Annotated in this window: 20 protein-coding genes and 1 pseudogene; 11 read left to right on the top strand and 10 right to left on the bottom strand. The window is 62.7% G+C overall.

The features are described from left to right. The 9 genes and pseudogenes from Q8L50_RS04090 to Q8L50_RS04050 all read left to right on the top strand — a co-directional run. A partial coding sequence (locus Q8L50_RS04090; RefSeq protein ID WP_305347378.1) for a phospholipase D-like domain-containing protein occupies window positions 1-293 on the top strand: 293 nt, incomplete at its 5' end. A 2-nt stretch (window positions 294-295) separates the two neighbouring features. Then, window positions 296-1,354, top strand: coding sequence for a ligase-associated DNA damage response exonuclease (locus Q8L50_RS04085; protein ID WP_305347377.1), 1,059 nt, complete (start codon window positions 296-298; stop codon window positions 1,352-1,354). Further along, entirely contained in the window at window positions 1,351-3,072 is a 1,722-nt protein-coding gene (locus tag Q8L50_RS04080) for an ATP-dependent DNA ligase (protein WP_305347376.1), read from the top strand. The genes Q8L50_RS04085 and Q8L50_RS04080 overlap by 4 nt, the downstream gene beginning before the upstream one ends. Window positions 3,073-3,162: 90 nt before the next feature. Then, on the top strand, window positions 3,163-3,897 hold the full coding sequence (gene folE / locus Q8L50_RS04075) for a GTP cyclohydrolase I (RefSeq protein WP_305347375.1): 735 nt from the start codon (window positions 3,163-3,165) through the stop codon (window positions 3,895-3,897). Window positions 3,898-3,909: 12 nt separating this feature from the next. After that, window positions 3,910-4,335, top strand: coding sequence for a BLUF domain-containing protein (locus Q8L50_RS04070; protein WP_305347374.1), 426 nt, complete (start codon window positions 3,910-3,912; stop codon window positions 4,333-4,335). Window positions 4,336-4,532: 197 nt separating this feature from the next. Then, window positions 4,533-5,411: pseudogene (locus tag Q8L50_RS04065) on the top strand (EamA family transporter); the annotation flags it as partial. A 21-nt stretch (window positions 5,412-5,432) separates the two neighbouring features. Continuing rightward, window positions 5,433-6,254: a DUF429 domain-containing protein gene (locus Q8L50_RS04060; protein WP_305347381.1), complete on the top strand. Its 822-nt coding sequence runs from the start codon at window positions 5,433-5,435 to the stop codon at window positions 6,252-6,254. 17 nt (window positions 6,255-6,271) lie between these two features. Then, window positions 6,272-6,751: a thermonuclease family protein gene (locus Q8L50_RS04055; RefSeq protein WP_305347373.1), complete on the top strand. Its 480-nt coding sequence runs from the start codon at window positions 6,272-6,274 to the stop codon at window positions 6,749-6,751. A 152-nt stretch (window positions 6,752-6,903) separates the two neighbouring features. Further along, entirely contained in the window at window positions 6,904-7,101 is a 198-nt protein-coding gene (locus Q8L50_RS04050; protein WP_305347372.1) for a CsbD family protein, read from the top strand. Between the two features lie 133 nt (window positions 7,102-7,234). On the opposite strand, the gene Q8L50_RS04045 is transcribed toward Q8L50_RS04050, so the two are convergent. The 6 genes from Q8L50_RS04045 to Q8L50_RS04020 form a co-directional block, all read right to left on the bottom strand. Continuing rightward, window positions 7,235-7,549, bottom strand: a complete 315-nt coding sequence (locus tag Q8L50_RS04045; protein WP_305347371.1) for a BON domain-containing protein — start codon at window positions 7,547-7,549, stop codon at window positions 7,235-7,237. A 94-nt stretch (window positions 7,550-7,643) separates the two neighbouring features. After that, entirely contained in the window at window positions 7,644-8,063 is a 420-nt protein-coding gene (locus Q8L50_RS04040; protein ID WP_305347370.1) for a hypothetical protein, read from the bottom strand. Between the two features lie 10 nt (window positions 8,064-8,073). Next, window positions 8,074-8,439: a hypothetical protein gene (locus tag Q8L50_RS04035; RefSeq protein ID WP_305347369.1), complete on the bottom strand. Its 366-nt coding sequence runs from the start codon at window positions 8,437-8,439 to the stop codon at window positions 8,074-8,076. A gap of 32 nt (window positions 8,440-8,471) precedes the next feature. Then, on the bottom strand, window positions 8,472-8,870 hold the full coding sequence (locus Q8L50_RS04030) for a hypothetical protein (protein ID WP_305347368.1): 399 nt from the start codon (window positions 8,868-8,870) through the stop codon (window positions 8,472-8,474). 131 nt (window positions 8,871-9,001) lie between these two features. Beyond that, window positions 9,002-9,166 (bottom strand): DUF1328 domain-containing protein, encoded by a 165-nt coding sequence (locus Q8L50_RS04025; RefSeq protein WP_305347367.1) that lies wholly within the window; start codon window positions 9,164-9,166, stop codon window positions 9,002-9,004. A 281-nt stretch (window positions 9,167-9,447) separates the two neighbouring features. Then, window positions 9,448-10,788 (bottom strand): CHASE3 domain-containing protein, encoded by a 1,341-nt coding sequence (locus Q8L50_RS04020; RefSeq protein WP_305347366.1) that lies wholly within the window; start codon window positions 10,786-10,788, stop codon window positions 9,448-9,450. Window positions 10,789-10,920: 132 nt separating this feature from the next. Here Q8L50_RS04020 and Q8L50_RS04015 point away from each other — a divergent pair, with 132 nt between their 5' ends. Beyond that, window positions 10,921-11,553: a response regulator transcription factor gene (locus tag Q8L50_RS04015; RefSeq protein ID WP_077593954.1), complete on the top strand. Its 633-nt coding sequence runs from the start codon at window positions 10,921-10,923 to the stop codon at window positions 11,551-11,553. Window positions 11,554-11,593: 40 nt separating this feature from the next. Here Q8L50_RS04015 and Q8L50_RS04010 read toward each other — a convergent pair whose 3' ends face one another. Further along, the gene (locus Q8L50_RS04010) at window positions 11,594-11,989 is read right to left on the bottom strand and encodes a response regulator transcription factor (protein ID WP_305347365.1); all 396 of its coding nucleotides are present in this window, start codon (window positions 11,987-11,989) and stop codon (window positions 11,594-11,596) included. A 329-nt stretch (window positions 11,990-12,318) separates the two neighbouring features. On the opposite strand from Q8L50_RS04010, the gene Q8L50_RS04005 reads away from it, so the two are divergent. Then, on the top strand, window positions 12,319-14,373 hold the full coding sequence (locus tag Q8L50_RS04005) for an AsmA family protein (RefSeq protein WP_305347364.1): 2,055 nt from the start codon (window positions 12,319-12,321) through the stop codon (window positions 14,371-14,373). Between the two features lie 8 nt (window positions 14,374-14,381). Here Q8L50_RS04005 and Q8L50_RS04000 read toward each other — a convergent pair whose 3' ends face one another. From Q8L50_RS04000 to gpmA, 3 genes are all read right to left on the bottom strand, one after another. Further along, window positions 14,382-15,143: a molybdopterin-synthase adenylyltransferase MoeB gene (locus tag Q8L50_RS04000; protein ID WP_305347363.1), complete on the bottom strand. Its 762-nt coding sequence runs from the start codon at window positions 15,141-15,143 to the stop codon at window positions 14,382-14,384. 50 nt (window positions 15,144-15,193) lie between these two features. Then, window positions 15,194-16,630 carry a S41 family peptidase gene (locus Q8L50_RS03995; protein WP_305347362.1) on the bottom strand — a complete coding sequence of 479 codons (1,437 nt, stop codon included), beginning with the start codon at window positions 16,628-16,630 and terminating at the stop codon, window positions 15,194-15,196. Between the two features lie 188 nt (window positions 16,631-16,818). Further along, the gene (gene gpmA / locus Q8L50_RS03990) at window positions 16,819-17,565 is read right to left on the bottom strand and encodes a 2,3-diphosphoglycerate-dependent phosphoglycerate mutase (protein WP_305347361.1); all 747 of its coding nucleotides are present in this window, start codon (window positions 17,563-17,565) and stop codon (window positions 16,819-16,821) included. Window positions 17,566-17,611 lie beyond the last annotated feature (46 nt).

Here is a 17,611-nt window from a genome sequence, read left to right as displayed (position 1 = left end):
CCAGCTTCCTGCATGCCAAGGTGGCGGTGATCGACGGCCAGTGGTCGACGGTGGGTTCGTCCAACCTCGATCCGCTCAGCCTGCTGCTGGCGCGCGAAGCCAACATCCTGGTGCAGGACGAGCCGTTCTCGCGCGACCTGCGCGGCCGCCTGATGCGGGCCATGGCGCACGAGGGCCGGCAGGTGGATCCGCAAGCCTTCGCGCGGCGGCCGATGCGGCATCGGCTGGCCGAATGGACGGCTTTCGTCCTGATGCGCATCGCGCTGGCGGTGCAGGGCAAGAAGTACCTGTAGCCATGCAGGACCTGGTCGTCCAGAGGCCCGAAGGCCTGTACTGCCCGTCCGGCGATTTCTACATCGACCCCTGGCGGCCGGTGCCGCGGGCGGTGATCACCCATGCCCATTCCGACCATGCCCGCGTCGGCCACGGCCATTACCTGGCGGCGGCGCCGGCCGAGGGCGTGCTGCGGGTGCGCCTGGGCGACATCGACCTGCAGACGCTGCCCTATGGCCAGGCGATCGGGCACCACGGCGTCAAGGTGTCTCTGCACCCGGCCGGCCATGTGCTGGGCTCGGCGCAAGTGCGGCTGCAATACCGCGCGGCAGGGGGCGGCCAGACCTGGGTCGCCAGCGGCGACTACAAAGTGGCGCCCGACGCCACCTGCGCGCCGTTTGAGCCGGTGCGCTGCGATGTATTCATCACCGAATCCACCTTCGGCCTGCCGATTTATCGCTGGCGCCCCGATGCCGAGTTGTTCGGCGAGATCAACACCTGGTGGGTCGCCAATGTGGCGCTAGGCCGTGCCAGCGTGCTGATGTGTTACAGCTTTGGCAAGGCCCAGCGCATCCTCAGCGGTGTGGACGCCGCGATTGCGCCCATCGTTGTGCACGGCGCGGTGCACTCCCTCAACACCGCCTACCGCGCGGCAGGTGTCGATTTGCCCGCAACACTGACGGTCGATGAGGTCAGCGACCCTGCGGACTTCAGGCGGGCCCTTGTTCTGTGTCCGCCCAGCGCCGCTGGTGGGCCTTGGGCCAAACGCTTCGGCGATTTCAGCGTTGCCTTTGCGAGCGGCTGGATGCAGTTGCGCGGCGCGCGCCGCCGTGGCGGGTATGACAAGGGTTTTGTGCTCAGCGACCATGCTGACTGGCCCGGCTTGCTGGGTGCAGTAAACGCTACCTGCGCGAGCCGCGTCATCGTCACGCATGGCAGTGTGCCTGTGCTGGTGCGTTACTTGACGGAGCAGGGCCTGCAGGCTGAAGCCTTTCACACCGAGTACGGTGACGACCCGGTGGAAGAGCAAGTCCAGCCGCAACCGCCTGAGAACGGAGCGGCGACGCAGGGCGGCGCATGAAACATTTCGCGCGCCTGTTTGCCGAGCTCGACAGCACCACCGCGACCAAGGCCAAGGTCGAGGCACTGCGGCGCTACTTTGTCCGCACACCGGCGCAAGACGCGGCCTGGGCCGTTTACTTTCTCGCGGGTGGCAAGCCTCGGCAGGTGGTCAAAACCGCCACGCTGCGCGGGCTCGCCTGCGAGGCGGCCGGCATTGAAGACTGGTTGTTCGAGAAGTGTTACCAGGCGGTGGGCGACCTGGCCGAAACCATTGCCTACATCCTGCCGCTGCAGTCCCTGGAATCAGATCTGGGTCTGGCCGACTGGGTGGAAAACCGCCTGCTGCCGCTGCGCGGCTTGCCGGAAGACGAGGTGGCCCGCCGCGTGCGCAGCTACTGGCAGGAGCTGGACGCCCAGGGGCGTTTCCTGCTGGTCAAGCTGGTCGGCGGCGGCTTTCGCGTCGGCGTCAGCAAGCTGCTGGTGCAGCGTGCGCTGGCCGCGCATTCCGGCGTGGACGCCAAACGCATTGCGCAACGCATGATGGGTTACATGGACGCGAAGGTGATGCCGTCTGCTATCAAATATGAAGCGCTTCTTGCAGGCACGGCAGGGGCTGCAGCCGATATTCGTGATGCGGGCCAGCCCTACCCCTTTTTTCTGGCGCACCAGCTCGATAGCTCGCTCGACGGTCTGGATGCGAAGCTGGGGCCGGTCAAAGATTGGCAGGTCGAGTGGAAATACGACGGCATCCGCGGCCAGATCGTCAAACGCGCCGGTCAGGTCTGGGTGTGGTCGCGCGGTGAGGAACTGGTGACCGAGCGCTTCCCCGAAATCGTGGCGCTGGCTCAGCCGCTGCCCGACGGGACGGTGCTGGACGGCGAGATTTTGGTGTGGACCGATGGGGTGGGTGCGGCACCATCCGCTGGCGGGCGCCCGGCAAGTTTCGCGCTGCTGCAGCAACGCATAGGCCGCAAGACCCTGGGCAAAAAAATACTCGCCGATGCACCGGTGACCTTCATGGCCTATGACCTGCTGGAGCTCGACGGGCAAGACCTGCGCGCCCAGCCCCAGCACCTCCGCAGGGAAAAGCTGGAACAGTTGCTTGCCGGCACGCCGTTGAAACTGTCGCCTGTGGAGCGGCTGGCGTCGTGGCAGGCTTTTGCCGCCTTGCGCAGCGAGTCGCGCCAGCGCGGCGTCGAGGGTTTCATGCTCAAGCGCCTGGACGCGGCTTACGGCACGGGCCGGACCAAGGCCGACGGCCTGTGGTGGAAGTGGAAGATTGAACCCCTGACGGTCGACTGCGTGCTGATCTACGCGCAGGCCGGCCATGGGAGGCGCGCCTCGCTGTACACCGACTACACCTTTGCGGTGTGGAACCGGGCGCCCGTGGACGCCTCGGAGGCAACTGCGGTTGTCAAGGCGATAGAAAAACGCGAACCTGCCAAAGCGGACGGTCTTCAGTTGGTCGCCTTTGCCAAAGCCTACTCGGGCCTCACCGACGAAGAGTTCAAACGCATCGACAGCGTGATCCGCAAGACCACGCTGGAAAAGTTCGGACCCGTGCGCAGCGTCAAGCCGGCGCTGGTGTTTGAGCTCGGTTTTGAGGGCATCAACCGCAGTCCGCGCCACAAAAGCGGCATCGCCGTGCGTTTCCCGCGCATGCTGCGCATCCGGGACGACAAGCCGCTGCACGAGGCCGGCACCCTGGGCGAACTCAAGGCGCTCCTGAATTTATAGCTGCTTGCGCCCGTCCAGCAGGGGCTGGAGGCCTAAAACCCTTGTAAAAATCAGGCATGACCGGCGCTGGGCGGGCTGGTAACATTGGTCATGCTTATGAAATCCGACACGCCCGCAGGACAGGCGCTACCTGACGAAGAAGGTACCCCGGTCTCCGTCAAGATCCGCGAGCGCCTGGCCGCTGCCAAAAAGCGCTTCAACGCCAACGACAACATCGCGGCATTCATAGAACCCGGCGAGCTGGAAAAGCTGCTCGACGAGGTCGAGGGCAAGATGCAGGGCGTGCTCGACAGCCTGGTGATCGACACCGTGGGCGACCACAACACCCAGAACACCGCGCGCCGCGTCGCCAAGATGTATCTCAATGAGGTGTTCAAGGGCCGTTATGTGGAGGGTCCGACGATCACCGAGTTCCCCAACGCTGAACACCTCAATGAACTCATCATTGTCGGCCCCATCACCGTGCGCAGCGCCTGTTCACACCATTTCTGCCCGGTGATCGGCCAGCTCTGGATAGGCGTGATGCCCAACGAACACACCAACGTGATCGGCCTGTCCAAGTACGCACGCCTGGCCGAGTGGATCATGGGCCGCCCGCAGATCCAGGAAGAGGCGGTGGTGCAACTGGCCGACCTGATCCAGCAAAAAACCCGGCCCGATGGCCTGGCCATCGTCATGGAGGCCAGCCACTACTGCATGGGCTGGCGCGGCGTGAAGGACCTGGACAGCAAGATGATCAATTCCGTGATGCGCGGCGTCTTCCTCAAGGACCCCAACCTGCGCCGCGAGTTTTTGTCACTGATCCCGAAAAAGAGCAGCAGCTAAGGAAATATCGCTATGTTGGTACGCCTTCTTTACGCCAGCCGTTCGGCCGATCCCGGCTCCGGCGAAGTGACTGAGTCCATCCTGGCCCAGTCGCGCAGCCACAACCCGGCCATGGGCATCACCGGCATCCTCTGTTACGGCGGCGGCATATTCCTGCAGGCGCTGGAGGGCGGCCGCGCCCAGGTCAGCGACCTGTACGGCCATATCCAGAAAGACCCGCGCCACACCGACGTGGTGCTGCTGCACTATGAGGAAATCAGCGAGCGCCGTTTCGGCGGCTGGACCATGGGCCAGGTCAATGTGGCCAAGGTCAACACCTCTATCCTGCTGAAATACTCTGAAAAGCCCGAGCTCGATCCGTATTCGGTGTCGGGCAAGGTCTCGCTGGCGCTGCTGGAAGACCTGATGGCCACCGCGGCCATCTGCGGAAGGGCTTGAGCCCCCACGCTCCGCCGCTGCGCGGGTCGCTGCACCTTGCAGGCCGCCGCTTGCCGGAGGCTTCGCTTCTGGCGCCTGTCCAGACCTGCGCCGGCAGGTCTGGAGCCGCAGACGCCAGCCCCGAGGGGGCGCTGCGCCTTGCGGCCGGCAGAGCCGGACCGCGGCCCCGGCTGGGCTTTTATCTGCCCGCTTGAGCTGTGCCGCTATCCGCCCTTGCGCTGGTGGTTCTTGCCGGGCTGATTCACGCCAGCTGGAACATCGCGGCCAAGAAGGCTGGCGGCGATGCGCGCTTTGCCTTTTTTACCAGTGTTGTGCTGATGTTGGTCTGGGCGCCAGTCGGGCTGTGGGCCGCCTGGGGCGTGTTGCCCGGCTGGGGCTGGCGCGAGTGGAGCGTGATCGCTGTCAGCGGCGTGTTGCATGTGCTGTATTACGTGGTGCTGCTGCGCGGTTACCGCAAGGCCGACCTGACCGTGGTCTACCCGCTGGCGCGCGGCTCCGGGCCCTTGCTGTCGTCGCTGGTGGCCATCATGCTGCTGGGCGAGCAGATCTCGGCCCTGGGACTGGCAGGCATCGCCGGGGTGGTGGGTGGCGTGTTCCTGATTGCCGGCGGGCCCGGCCTGCTGCGCGCCGCGCACGACCCGGCACAACGCCGCCGCGTTCACAAGGGCATGGTTTACGGTCTGCTGACCGGCGCTTTCATCGCCAGCTACACCGTGGTGGACGGCTACGCGGTCAAATTCATGCTGATGTCCCCCATCCTGGTCGACTACCTTGGTAACTTTGTGCGGCTGGCGCTGCTGGCGCCGGCGGTGCTGCGTGATCGCCCGGCCGCGCGGCTGCTGTGGCGCCAGCAGTGGAGGTACGCGCTGCTGGTCGGTGCCATCAGCCCGGTGTCGTATGTGCTGGTGCTGTACGCCATGCAGGTGGCCCCGCTGTCGCATGTGGCGCCGGCGCGAGAAGTGTCCATGCTGTTTGCGGCGCTGCTCGGCGGTCATCTTCTGGGCGAGGGCGACCGGTTGCAGCGCGTGCTGGGCGCCGCCCTGATTGCCGTGGGTGTGATGGCGTTGGCGCTCGGCTGGCCGGCGGACAATCCAGACATGAGTCTCCTGATTGGATGCGATTTTTCCAGCGCGCCCACGCGCCGCAAACCCATCGTCCTGGCGCTGGGTTCCAGCGTCGGCGGGCGCGTGCAGCTGGCCCGGCTGGTGTACCTGGCCTCGCTCGACGAGTTTGAAGCGTGGCTGCGCCAGCCCGGCCCCTGGCTAGGCGGTTTTGACTTGCCGTTCGGGCTGCCGCGTGAACTGGTCGAGCAGCTCGGCTGGCCCGTGGCCTGGCCGGCGCTGATGGCGCACTATGCGGCGCTGAGTCGCGCCGACATCCGCCACACCTTCGCCGCGTTTTGTGCTGCCCGGCCAGCTGGCGGCAAGTTTGCGCACCGTGCCACCGACAAGCCGGCCGGCTCCAGCCCCTCGATGAAATGGGTCAATCCGCCCGTGGCCTACATGCTGCATGCGGGTGTGCCGCGCCTGCTGGCCGCCGGCGTGCACCTGCCGGGCCTGCATGAGGGCGACCGCACTCGTGTGGCCCTGGAAGCCTATCCCGGCCTGCTGGCGCGCGAGGTCCTCGGCAACCGCTCCTACAAAAGCGACGATCGCCTGAAACAGACACCGGAGCGGCTGATTGCGCGCAAGGACCTGGTCACGGCCCTCGAGATGGGCCAAAGCCGACTGGGGCTGCGCCTCAAACTCAGCCACGCGCAGCGCGACATGCTGGCGGATGACGCCCGCGGCGACTGCCTGGACGCGGTGTTGTGCCTGCTGCAGGTGGCCTGGGCGCAGGCCCGCCATGCCGAGGGCGCGCCGCGTTACGGTTTGCCCGAAGACATGGACCCTCTAGAGGGCTGGATCGTCACTGCATGAGTGCGTGGGAACTGCACATGAAGTCTGCATGGCTTGGAACTGCTATTGTTTTGATAGCTGGTTACGCGCATCCGGTATGGGCCTGGCAGGGAAAAGTCATACGTGTCGCAGACGGAGACAGCGTGTGGGTGCGTCCGAAGCAAGGGGGTCAGCCGGTCAGCTTGCGTATCGACGGCATCGACGCGCCGGAAATTTGCCAGGCTGGTGGACAGGCCGCGCGAAAGGCGCTGGCTGCGCGTCTGATGGGCCGCACTGTGCAGGTCCTCCCACGCCACCAGGATGACTATGGCCGTACGTTGGCTGCGGTTTCTCTGGACGGGGAAGATATGGGCGGCTGGATGGTCGGCCAGGGCCATGCGTGGGCCTACCGCCAGGGTTCTGGCGCCTACCTGGCTTTGCAGGTACAGGCGCAAACCGCTGCGCTGGGTGTCTTTGCGGACAGTAACGCGCTGCATCCGCGTTTTTTTCGCAAGCAGCACGGACCTTGTTACCGCTGATGTATCGCCCGATGCCGCAGCGGGACCAGCGTGTCTTGCACCATGTCCTACAAGAAGTTCGGTACGCACTGACGGGCCAGCGGTCCGGGCCTGCCTAGAGTGGTTTCAGGTTGCCATAGGGGCAACCGGATCCACACTCAGAAGGAAATCTCATGAACAAACATCAGGTTGAAGGACGCAAAGATCAGGTTGCGGGCAAGATCAAGGAAGTGGCCGGGCGCGTGGTGGGCAATGAACGACTGGAAGGCGAAGGCCTTGCAGATCAGGTCAAGGGCAAAACCCAGGCGGGCTACGGCGACGCCAAGGAAGACGTCAAGGACAGGGCCAGGAAAGTTATCGACAAAATATGAGCCGGGATGTGCAGCGTTATACGCTGCACGTATTTCTGGCAAAAAAAAGGGCCCGGCAGTAATGCCGGGCCCTTTTTTTCGCAGTTTGACAGCCAGGCCTTGCGGCCTGGACATCAATCAGGAAGCCTCATGCTCAAGGACGGATGACGATGTCGTTGCGCACGGCGCGGACATTTTTGGTGTCGCGGGCGATGGCTTCGGCCTGGGCTTTTTCGGCAGCCGACTTGGCAAAACCGGACAGCTGTACGGTACCGTTGAGGGTTTCCACGCCGATGGAGGTCATGGCAACCGACTTGTCGGCAGCGTACTTGGCCTTCACCGCAGTGGTGATGGCAGCGTCGTCCACAAACGAGCCAGCCGTCTGTTGGCCACGCCCGACTGCGCAGCCAGTGCTGATGATGGTGATGCCGGCGAGGGCGGCGAATGCAATTGCGCGAGCGTATTTCATGGTGTTTCCTTGAGGTTTATAAGTCTGTTGTGGTGCGGAGAGTTGAGAAGCTGGCCAGCCGACGGCACCACGCCAGCTGGTTTGCGTATGAAATTCATCGGTGTCGGTTAGTCCCGGCGCCCGAAAGCAGAGAACCCACCACAACCGACAGATGGGGTGACTTCACGGCCGCCAGCAACGCGCCGGTCACGGACATCAGGCGCCAGGGGCGCAGGAGCACCACCGCAGCGCCCAGCCCCGCGGAAATGCCCAATAGCTTGAGCGGCTGGTCTTCGGCGTAAGTGCTGAGAACCGGCCTCGCCAGGTCGACCACCAGATGGGCGGGATGGTTTCGCCACCAGGCGCTGACCACTTGCCGCCCCAGGTCCCAGGAACTGGCGGAGGCATCTATTTCAGGCCGTGCGGCTTCGTCCGTCGGTGCGGTTTCTGCGGAATCATGGTTCATCTGGCGAACGATTGCCTTGTGGCTCAAAGCCAGGCGTTCGCGCGCAGAAAGTGCAGAGGTGTCGCTCATGGTCTGCACTTCACGCGGCGGCGCGCAAGGCGTGCGCGTCGCGCTGCACTTGTGCCTTCAATTCGGAAAAACGTTGGGTGGCAAGAGGCTTGCGGACTTTGGCAAGCGCGAATACCAGCAGCACCAGCACTGCTGCCGGCAAGACCAGCAACACCCAGTGAACCTGGCCAAACATCACCGCAAGCATCACGGCGGTGCCCGCAAGCGTAAGAAACACCACAGCAAACACCACAGCCAGCGCACCTGCGATCAGGCGCTCCAACAGCTCAGCTGCCGCTTGCGCCGCCTCTTCGTGGGCCAGAGCGGCATAACCAGAGACGTGCTCGACCACCAGGTCGGGCCGTCGGACCAGCAGTGAAAACAGTGGATGCAGCACGGATGATCCCTATGGTGTGTATTCGCTACGACTTAGCGGTTGTGGCGCTGGCGAGCTGTAGCCACCAACAGGGCAACGGCGGCACCCACTGCCGCAGCGATCAGAACCGATTTGACTGGCTCGTTGGCGACGTAACGGGTGGTTGCATCGGCATAGCGGTGCATGGAGCGTTGCGCACGCTCGCTCGCTTCAGATGCAATATCCAGGCTTTGGCGCGCCAGTTTTTGCGCTTGGGTGGCCAGACGGTCTACCACCGGGTCAATGCTGCCGCGCAGGCTGCGTACCTGATCCTCAGCCCGGCTCAGCGTGTCGTTGGCCATGTTGCGTGTGTTGTCCAACGCCCCGGCGGCGCTGCTCAGCATCTGATCAGAAAAGTGGCGGGCACTTGCCAGGGAATCATGGGTAGGTGTGCTGGAGACGGTTGTTTTCATGGTGGATTCCTTGGGTTATGACGAAGCGCCCATCGGGCGAATGGAGGGTAAGGGCCGAGATGGCAAACAGTGCCTGTGCACGGCAGTCAGGACGGCCTGCGAGAAAGCCCTGGCTGGCGGGTGCTGACAGCTCAGTTTCGTTTCATCAGGCCAACCACGAAGGTGACCACGGCAATAACGGCGAATATGAAGAAAAGGATCTTGGCGATTTCAACCGCACCAGCGGCAATGCCACCGAAGCCGAACACGGCTGCAATCAGTGCAATCACGAGAAATACGACGGAATAGTGAAGCATGTTTCCTCCTGGAAGGGCGCTGCCCTTGAATGCGGCGCTCCCTCTTGAAGCACCTGATGCAAGGTTAATAAGATGCCGGGGCAAACTTCATCGGTGAGGGACGGGAGCCCCTGTCGGTGGGCGGGATGAGCCGCTGTAGGACCCCACCGATACGGGGCGACCTGGCGCGCATGCCGTGAGAGCGCTGCATGGTGTCGCGGAGTGGCGTAACTGATCCGCCAGCTGGCGTCTGCCCGCGGTCTGCCTGTTTGCCTGTGCCAGGCGCGCAGTGCTTGACGGGGCTACAGCGTCTTTGGCAGCACCGCAGAGATCGTCGTGCCTTGCCCGGGTTCTGAGCTGATGCTCAGGCGTCCGCCAGCTGCCTCAACCCGGTGCTTCATGCCGGCCAAACCATGGCCGGACGCCTTGAGTTGCGTGGTGTCAAAACCGCCCCCATCGTCCTTGACTGTCACCGAAATGTAGCCCTCAAAGTCATGCAGGCTGATGTCGGCCTGGCGCGCTTCAGCGTATTTGCCCATGTTGGTCAGTGACTCCTGGACCAGGCGGTAAACCGTGAGCTGGGCCGAGTCGTCCAGCTCCACCATCTCCAGATCGGTGGTGATACTCAGGCCGGAGCGGTCTTCGAATTCGCGCGCCAGAATTTCCAGCGACGCCACCAGCCCCAGGTTGGACAGCGATGAGGGACGCAAATCCTCTACGATCCGGCGCTTCAGCGCAATGCCGCTGTTCAGCGTTTCTATCAGGTGTTGTATGCGCTCATTGGCTTCCGGTGAGATTTCGCCCAGGCGCGACTTGATGCGGGCCACATCCAGCTTGGCCGCTGTCAGCAGGGCGCCGAGTTCATCGTGCAGCTCCCGCGCCAGGTGGCCGCGCTCGTCCTCGCGCACATCCTGCAAATGCGTGGCCAGCTCAGCCAGCGTGGCGGTGCGGTCGCGCACCTCCTTGTCCAGCCGGTCGCGCTCGCGCTGAAGCGCGTCCTGCTCTCGCCTTCCTGCCTCAAGCAAGGCCCGCGTTTGTCGCAAATACATGTAAAACGCCAGCAGGCCAGCCAGCGTGACTCCGGCAATGCCAAAGCGCCCCATTTGCAGGGACCTGTCGATCTGCGCCTGAGCCACGCCCATCTTGTTGTTGCTGGCCTGCACCAGTTTGTCGATCTGGCTGCGAACAGCAATCATCTGTTCCAGCCCGACATCGGTGGTCAGTACAAACTTCCAGGCTTCCTCGTTGCCCTGCTTGCGCATGCGCACACTCAGGTCCATCTCGGCGAGTTTTCGCGAGACGTTTCTCGACAAGGCGCCAAACTCGGCCAGCTCATCCGTGTGAGGCGCGTAATGCCGGCGCAGGGTGTCGAGGGTCTGGTTGATGTCGCTGGTGGCGACGTCGTAAGGCGTCAGGTACTGCGGGTCGCCGGTCAGCAGATAGCCGCGCTGCCCGGTTTCTGCGTCCAGCATGTGCTGCAGCAGCCGGTTCACGGCGGCACGCGTGGCCTGGGCCTCCTTGATGTTGGCGGTGGCCTGGCTGGACAGACGAAATCCGGCTTCGTTGATGGAAATCAAAATGATCGCCGCCAGCACCGCCAGAGGCAGGCTGATGGCCATTTTGGGTATTGCAAACCATCTCATCGAGATCTCCGGCCGTATTCAGTCAATAATTCGTCAATAATCGCTAAAGAAATCCAGGGCCCGCGATGGAGTGCTCTGGTGTTGATACATTGTGCCGTGTGGCGGCGCTCACCATATTTTGGAGGACATGAAATGATCAAAATCGGGATTGTGGACGACCATGCCATCGTGCGTTCAGGGCTCAAACAGTTCTTTTCCGACCAGGTGGATTTGCGCGTGGTAGGTGAGGCCGCCAGCGGACGCGAGGCCATTGATCTGGTGCGCAACGTGGAGCTTGACATTCTGGTGATGGACCTTTCGATGCCCGGCCAAAGCGGCATCGATGCACTGGCCATGATTCGTGCCAAGGCGCCGGATGTCGGCATCCTGATTCTCAGCGGTTACCCCGAAGAGCACTACGCGGTCAACCTGATCCGGCAGGGTGCCAGTGGTTACCTGAACAAGGAGTGCGATCCGATGGAGATCGTCAACGCCATCCGCGTGATCTCGCTGGGTAAACGCTACATCACGCCAGCGGTGGCAGAGTTGCTGGCGCAGCAACTGAACCGCAAGAATGACGCAACACCGCATGAACAGCTTTCCGAACGCGAGTTTCAGGTTTTTCTGAAACTGGCCAAGGGCGAGACCGCAGGCGACATCGCCAAGGCGCTGTCGCTGAGCGTGAAGACCGTCAGCACCTACAGAACCCGGGTGATGGAAAAAATGAGCCTGGCATCGAACAGCGACCTCACGTATTACGCCTTGAAAAACAAGCTGATCGATTAAACAGGCCCAGGAGTCTGCACAAAGGCCCCAGCCGCAAGCGTCAGACGCCTGAAGGGGCGGTATGGGTACTGCCCCGCGCAATGCAGTAATCAATCAGCGCTTCAATTTCATTGGATTTGTCGAAGACCGCATCGACGCCGAGTTGCGCGCAACGTTTGCGGATATCGGCGGTGGCGTAGTTGCTCAGCACGATGACCTTCTGGTGCGGCTTGCGGTCGCGGCAGGCCTCCAGCACCCCGAGGCCGCTGCCCTGCTTGAGGAACAGGTCCACAATGGCCAGGTCCCATTGTTCTGCGTGCGCCACCAGCCACGCCTTGCCCTCGTTTTCAGCCTCTGCGGTACCGACGGGCTCAATGCCAGCCAGCTCTTCCAGCGTCGCCAGGAGATTGTCCCGGATGGTGGCATTGTCTTCAACGATATAAGTTCTGAGTCCCACTGAGCTTCAATCCCGGTTTGAAACGCTGGTGTCGGCAGCTTGTTTGGTATGTTTTCGACGGTCGATTAACCGTGTGGTCCAAATCTGTTAACTAATGTATCTGTACTCTTCGATTCATTCTGACAGGGTAGGGGAGTCGTCGGCGTAGGACATTGCCTACGGCCTTCGAGCTGTAGGCACACGCTGACAGTTCTCGGTGGCACTGGCCCACGGTTTCATCACACTTACACCCGGATACTGAATTTTGGGTGGATTTCCGCCTTTCGCGCCAAGGCCGGGACCGATACCCCCGTGATTGACTCGACCTGGTCCTTCTACCGAGGCCTGCTATGCCTGTTTTGAATCCCCCCCCCAGCGCCGCCGTTCGCTTCTCCGCCCGGCGCTGGCGCGTTGTGTTGCTGGCCTTGGGTAGCGTGGTTTTAGCCTTGGTATTACTGGGGCTGTTCTTTCCCTGGGACTGGTTGCGCGGCCCGGTGAACCGGTATGTCAGCGAGCGCACCGGCAGGACTTTTGAGATTACCCGTCGACTGGATGTCAAGCTCGGCCGCACTGTCACGGTACTGGCCGATGGTGTTGAATTTGCCAACCCGTCCTGGGCGCGTGACCCCTATCTCGTCAAGGCCGAGTCGGCTGAATTCGATATCCGTTTGTGGCCGCTGTTGCGCGGGCAGGTGATCCTGCCGCGCATCAGCCTGAAGCAGCCCTTGCTGGGCCTGCAGATCATGCCGGATGGTCGGCGCACCTGGGCGCTGGGCAAAGACACTTCGGACACGGGAACAGTCCCGGTTATTGACCAGCTGCTGGTGGACCAGGGGGTGCTCCATTATCTGGCGCAGGCGCAGGGCGCAGACATCAAGACAGAGTTTGGTATTGCTGGCAGCAGCCCTGATCAAGATCCGGCAAAAGCGGGCGCGCAGGATCTGCCACTGAGTTTCAAAGCCAAAGGCAGCTGGAAAAAGGAGGCCTTTGTGGCCGAAGGGCGCACCGGCAGCGTGTTGCAGCTCAGCGGCACCCAGACCCACCCTTTTCCAGTGGAGGTCAAAGCCAGTGCCGGTCGCACCAGCTTGCAGGCCAAAGGCAGCATTGGCAACCTGGGCGCACTGGACGGCCTGGACGTCAAGTTCGACCTGAAGGGACGCACACTGGCCGACTTGTACAACCTGCTCAAGGTGGTGTTGCCCGACACACCGCCCTATGCTTTGCGCGGCCACCTGGGCAAGCAGGGCGAGGTCTGGAAAGTGGGCGCCATACAAGGCCGCCTGGGCGAGTCTGACCTGTCTGGCGACCTGGCTTACGACACCTCCGGCGCGCTGTCCCTGCTGTCGGGCAAACTGCAATCGAAGTCGCTGGATTTCGACGATCTGGCGCCGCTGATAGGTGTGCCCACAGGCGGATCGCGCACCACTACCAAAACCGTGGCCAAGGCGGGCTCGTCATCGGCTGCCAAACAAGTGCAACCGGCTGGCAAAGTGCTGCCGGCGGCCACCCTTGATTTTGACCGGCTCAAAACCATGGATGCCGACGTCTGGTTCAAGGCCGTGCAGGTCCGGAACTCCCGGGCTTTTCCGCTGGACAGCATCAATACCCACATCAACCTGAAAGGCGGTGTGCTGCAACTCGACCCGCTCGATCTGGGGCTGGCTGGTGGCCGGCTTGCGGGATTGATCCGGATCGATGCCAACACCAAGCCGGCGGCGGTGCAAGCCAGGCTGGAAGCTCGCCTGCTGCAGCTGAACCAGCTGTTTCCGCGCATAGAGCGCACCGAGGGCAGCCTGGGCAAGCTCAACGGCCGGATTGATCTGGCTGGCCGGGGCAACTCAGGCGCGCAGATCCTGGGCTCATCGTCCGGCACCGTGGCCCTGCTGATGGGCCGTGGTGAGGTCAGCAATATCTTGCTGGAGTTCATGGGTCTCGATGGCGGCGAGATCATCAAGTTTCTGGCGGGCGGCGACCGCAACGTGCGCCTGCGCTGTGCTGCCGCTGCATTTGACGTGAAGCAGGGCCTGATGAGCAGCCGCGCCATCTTGCTGGACACCTCGGACACCGTGATCAACGGCAATGGGGAAATCAGCCTGGCCGACGAAACACTGGATTTGATCCTGTATCCACAGCCCAAAGACGTCAGCATTTTGAGTCTGCGTTCGCCTTTGAGGATTGGGGGGACGTTTTCCAGGCCTTCAGCCGGCCCGGACAAAGGTGCGCTGGCCGGGCGGGCGGGTATCGCGCTTTTGCTGGGTGCCATCAACCCCCTGCTGGCCCTGGCTGCCACGGTGGAAACCGGCCCTGGCAAAGACGCGGATTGCGAGCGCGTTCTGGCCCAGGCCAGCCCTGTCAAACCGCCTGAAAAACCGGGCGCTGCGACACCTGCCCCATCAACCAAATAGGCGGGGCGTCAGCTTGCTGCGGCAGCGGGGCCACACACCGGGCAAAGTGGCGCGCGGGCAATACGCACTTCTTGCCATTCCATACAGCGTGCCTCCAGCATCATGAGCCGGCCGGTCAGGGGCTTGCCTATCCCGCACAACAACTTCAGCGCCTCCGCGGCCTGCAGGGTTCCGATGATGCCGACCAGGGGCGCAAACACGCCCATGCTGGCGCATTGCGCCTCCTGCACCTCTTCTGCAGGAGGAAACACGCAGGCGTAACAGGGCGAATCGGACTTGCCGGGCTGAAACACCGCCACCTGGCCGTCAAAACGAATGGCCGCACCTGAAACCAGGGGCTTCTGGTGCCGGACACAGGCGGCATTGATGGCCTGGCGGGTGGCGAAGTTGTCGCTGCAATCGAGCACCAGATCGCAGGAGGGCAACTGCTCGTCGAGCACCGCCGCATTGGCGCGCAGGGTCAGGGGGATCACTTCCACGTCGGGGTTGATGGCCGCAATGGCTTGCTGCACCGACAGGGCCTTGAACTGCCCGACGCGCGCCAGCGTGTGTGCAATTTGCCGTTGCAGGTTGGTACTGTCCACCCGGTCGTCATCCACGATGGTGATACGACCCACCCCAGCGCTGCCCAGGTAAAGTGCGGCAGCACAACCCAGACCACCAGCGCCCACCATCAGCACCCGGGCGGCAAGCAGCTTGGTCTGGCCCTCTACGCCGATTTCATCAAGCAGGATATGGCGCGAGTAGCGCAGCAGCTGGGTGTCGTTCATGGGGCGGCCATTGCCGGGTGACCAGCAGCTGGCCACGGGCTTGGCGCTACTCAGTTTTCTTTCTTCTCTTCCTTGCGCTCAACAATGGTTTTGCTGATCAGCACCGGACGGCCTTTGAGCTTGTTGATGGCTTGAGCCAGCTGGAAATCCTTGTCGCTGCCAAACTCGGGCGGGCGACGCTGCTCAGGGCTCTTTTTCGACTCTTCTTCCAGCCGTTTGAGCGCTTCTTCGCGGGCTTTTTCACGGCCCGGGTCCTTGACCTCGGCACCCTGGCCACTGGCTAGGTGTTTCTCAAGGTCGGCTTCACGCGTACGCAGGGCTGCGAACGGGCTGCCTTCGGCGGTGTCATCCACCAGCACGTCGGGCACGATGCCTTTGGCCTGGATCGACTTGCCGCTGGGCGTGAAATAACGCGCGGTGGTGAGCTTCAGGCCGGTGTCGGGGCCGAGCGGACGCACGGTTTGCACCGAACCCTTGCCGAAAGTCTGGTTGCCCATGATGGTGGCGCGTTTGTAGTCCTGCAGGGCGCCGGCCACAATTTCGCTGGCCGATGCCGAGCCTTCGTTGACGAGTACCACCAGGGGCACGTTCTTGATCGCGGCAGGCAGGCGTTTGAGCGGGTCGGCGGCACTGCGCCGCTGGTAAAACTCAGGTGCAGCCTTGTAGGTGAATTTGCTTTCAGCCAGCTGGCCGTCGGTCGATACAACGGTGACGTTTTCTGGCAGGAAGGCGGCAGACACGGCCACTGCGGCATCAAGCAGGCCACCGGGGTCATTGCGCAAGTCCAGCACCAGGCCTTTGAGGTTGGGCTCCTGCTTGTAGATCTGTTCGAGCCTGGCGACGAAATCATCGACCGTGCGTTCCTGGAACTGGCTCAGGCGAATCCAGGCATAACCCGGCTCAATAACCTTGCCACGTACCGACTGGGTTCGTATTTCCTCGCGTGTGATGGTCACCGGGAAAGTGCGGTTCTCATCCTTGCGGAAGATCATCAGCACGACCTTGGTCTTGGGCTCGCCGCGCATTTTTTTGACGGCCTCGTTCAGGCTCAGGCCCTTGACGGCGGTGTCGTCAATCCTGGTGATCAGGTCGTTGGGCTTGAGGCCGGCACGGTCGGCGGGTGAGCCTTCAATCGGAGACACCACCTTGACCAGCCCGTCTTCCTGCGAGATTTCAATGCCGACGCCGACAAAACGCCCGCTGGTGCCTTCGCGGAATTCCTTGAACGATTTTTTGTCGAAATACACCGAGTGCGGGTCCAGACTGGCAACCATGCCGGAGATCGCGTCGGTGATGAGTTTTTTCTCGTCCACCGCTTCGACATAATCGGTCTTGACCATGCCAAACACGGCGGCCAGCTGTTGCAACTCTTCCAGCGGCAAGGGGGCCAAGCCACCCCGGGCCACGGCCTGCAATTGAACAGTGGTCAGGGCACCGGCCACGGCGCCGATGGAAATCCAGCCGGCAATTTTAAGTTTCTGACCCATAGGTACCCTCATTCGCCAGATTTTTGGCGGTTGTCACACATTTAGAACAATATACACCTTGGAGAAAGGCCCCGGGCAACAGTTCCCGCCTCTGTGGGCTACTTTCTGGCAACCGGGCGCGGTAGCGTGAAATTGTTCTAAAAAGTAGCTGGCTTTACCTGCGCTTGACACTCCGTCGGACCTCCTGTTCAGGCGGCCTTGCCTTGCGCGGCGACAGCGGCCTGTGCCTTGGCGATGGCACTGCTGTCGCCAAGGTAGTAGTGACGAATCGGCTTGAGATCGGCATCGAGCTCGTACACCAGCGGAATGCCGTTGGGAATGTTCAGGCCAACAATGTCTGCATCGGCAATGTTGTCCAGGTATTTGACCAGCGCTCGTATGGAGTTGCCGTGGGCCGCCACCACCACGCGCTTGCCAGCCCGTATGGCTGGCGCCATGGCCTCATTCCAGAACGGCAGAACCCGCTCGACCGTGTCTTTCAGGCATTCGGTCAGTGGCACCTCTTCGGGCCGCAATTTGGCGTAACGCCGGTCGCTGCGCTCGCTGCGCGCATCGTCCGCAGCCAGCGCTGGTGGCGGCGTGTCGTAGCTCCGGCGCCAGACCAGCACCTGGTCGTCGCCGTATTTTTTGGCGGTCTCGGTCTTGTTCAGGCCTTGCAGGGCACCGTAGTGCCGCTCGTTCAGGCGCCAGCTGTGCACCACCGGCAGCCAGGTGCGGTCCATCTCATCGAGCGTGTGCCACAAGGTGCGCGTGGCGCGCTTGAGCACGCTGGTGTAGGCCAAATCAAAGTCATACCCCTCGTTTTTGAGCAGCTGGCCGGCCTGTTTGGCCTGCTGCACGCCGGTGGGGGTCAGGTCCACGTCGGTCCAGCCGGTGAAGCGGTTGTCCAGGTTCCAGGTTGATTCGCCGTGGCGGATGAGCACAAGTTTGTACATGGTCAAAGGTGATTGGCAGGTGGCAAGAACGCAAAAAAGGCGGCAA

Source organism: Polaromonas sp., from assembly GCF_030680935.1.
In the GTDB taxonomy this organism is placed as follows: domain Bacteria; phylum Pseudomonadota; class Gammaproteobacteria; order Burkholderiales; family Burkholderiaceae_C; genus Polaromonas.
Note: the sequence above shows the minus strand (reverse complement) of the source record. Positions and strands in the feature narration are given on the sequence as shown.

Coding starts and splice junctions, on each gene's coding strand:
- Q8L50_RS04085 (WP_305347377.1), top strand. CDS start 296: ATGCAGGACCTGGTCGTCCAGAGGCCCGAAGGCCTGTACTGCCCGTCC.
- Q8L50_RS04080 (WP_305347376.1), top strand. CDS start 1,351: ATGAAACATTTCGCGCGCCTGTTTGCCGAGCTCGACAGCACCACCGCG.
- folE (WP_305347375.1), top strand. CDS start 3,163: ATGCTTATGAAATCCGACACGCCCGCAGGACAGGCGCTACCTGACGAA.
- Q8L50_RS04070 (WP_305347374.1), top strand. CDS start 3,910: ATGTTGGTACGCCTTCTTTACGCCAGCCGTTCGGCCGATCCCGGCTCC.
- Q8L50_RS04060 (WP_305347381.1), top strand. CDS start 5,433: ATGAGTCTCCTGATTGGATGCGATTTTTCCAGCGCGCCCACGCGCCGC.
- Q8L50_RS04055 (WP_305347373.1), top strand. CDS start 6,272: ATGAAGTCTGCATGGCTTGGAACTGCTATTGTTTTGATAGCTGGTTAC.
- Q8L50_RS04050 (WP_305347372.1), top strand. CDS start 6,904: ATGAACAAACATCAGGTTGAAGGACGCAAAGATCAGGTTGCGGGCAAG.
- Q8L50_RS04045 (WP_305347371.1), bottom strand. CDS start 7,549: ATGAAATACGCTCGCGCAATTGCATTCGCCGCCCTCGCCGGCATCACC.
- Q8L50_RS04040 (WP_305347370.1), bottom strand. CDS start 8,063: ATGAGCGACACCTCTGCACTTTCTGCGCGCGAACGCCTGGCTTTGAGC.
- Q8L50_RS04030 (WP_305347368.1), bottom strand. CDS start 8,870: ATGAAAACAACCGTCTCCAGCACACCTACCCATGATTCCCTGGCAAGT.
- Q8L50_RS04025 (WP_305347367.1), bottom strand. CDS start 9,166: ATGCTTCACTATTCCGTCGTATTTCTCGTGATTGCACTGATTGCAGCC.
- Q8L50_RS04020 (WP_305347366.1), bottom strand. CDS start 10,788: ATGAGATGGTTTGCAATACCCAAAATGGCCATCAGCCTGCCTCTGGCG.
- Q8L50_RS04015 (WP_077593954.1), top strand. CDS start 10,921: ATGATCAAAATCGGGATTGTGGACGACCATGCCATCGTGCGTTCAGGG.
- Q8L50_RS04005 (WP_305347364.1), top strand. CDS start 12,319: ATGCCTGTTTTGAATCCCCCCCCCAGCGCCGCCGTTCGCTTCTCCGCC.
- Q8L50_RS04000 (WP_305347363.1), bottom strand. CDS start 15,143: ATGAACGACACCCAGCTGCTGCGCTACTCGCGCCATATCCTGCTTGAT.
- Q8L50_RS03995 (WP_305347362.1), bottom strand. CDS start 16,630: ATGGGTCAGAAACTTAAAATTGCCGGCTGGATTTCCATCGGCGCCGTG.
- gpmA (WP_305347361.1), bottom strand. CDS start 17,565: ATGTACAAACTTGTGCTCATCCGCCACGGCGAATCAACCTGGAACCTG.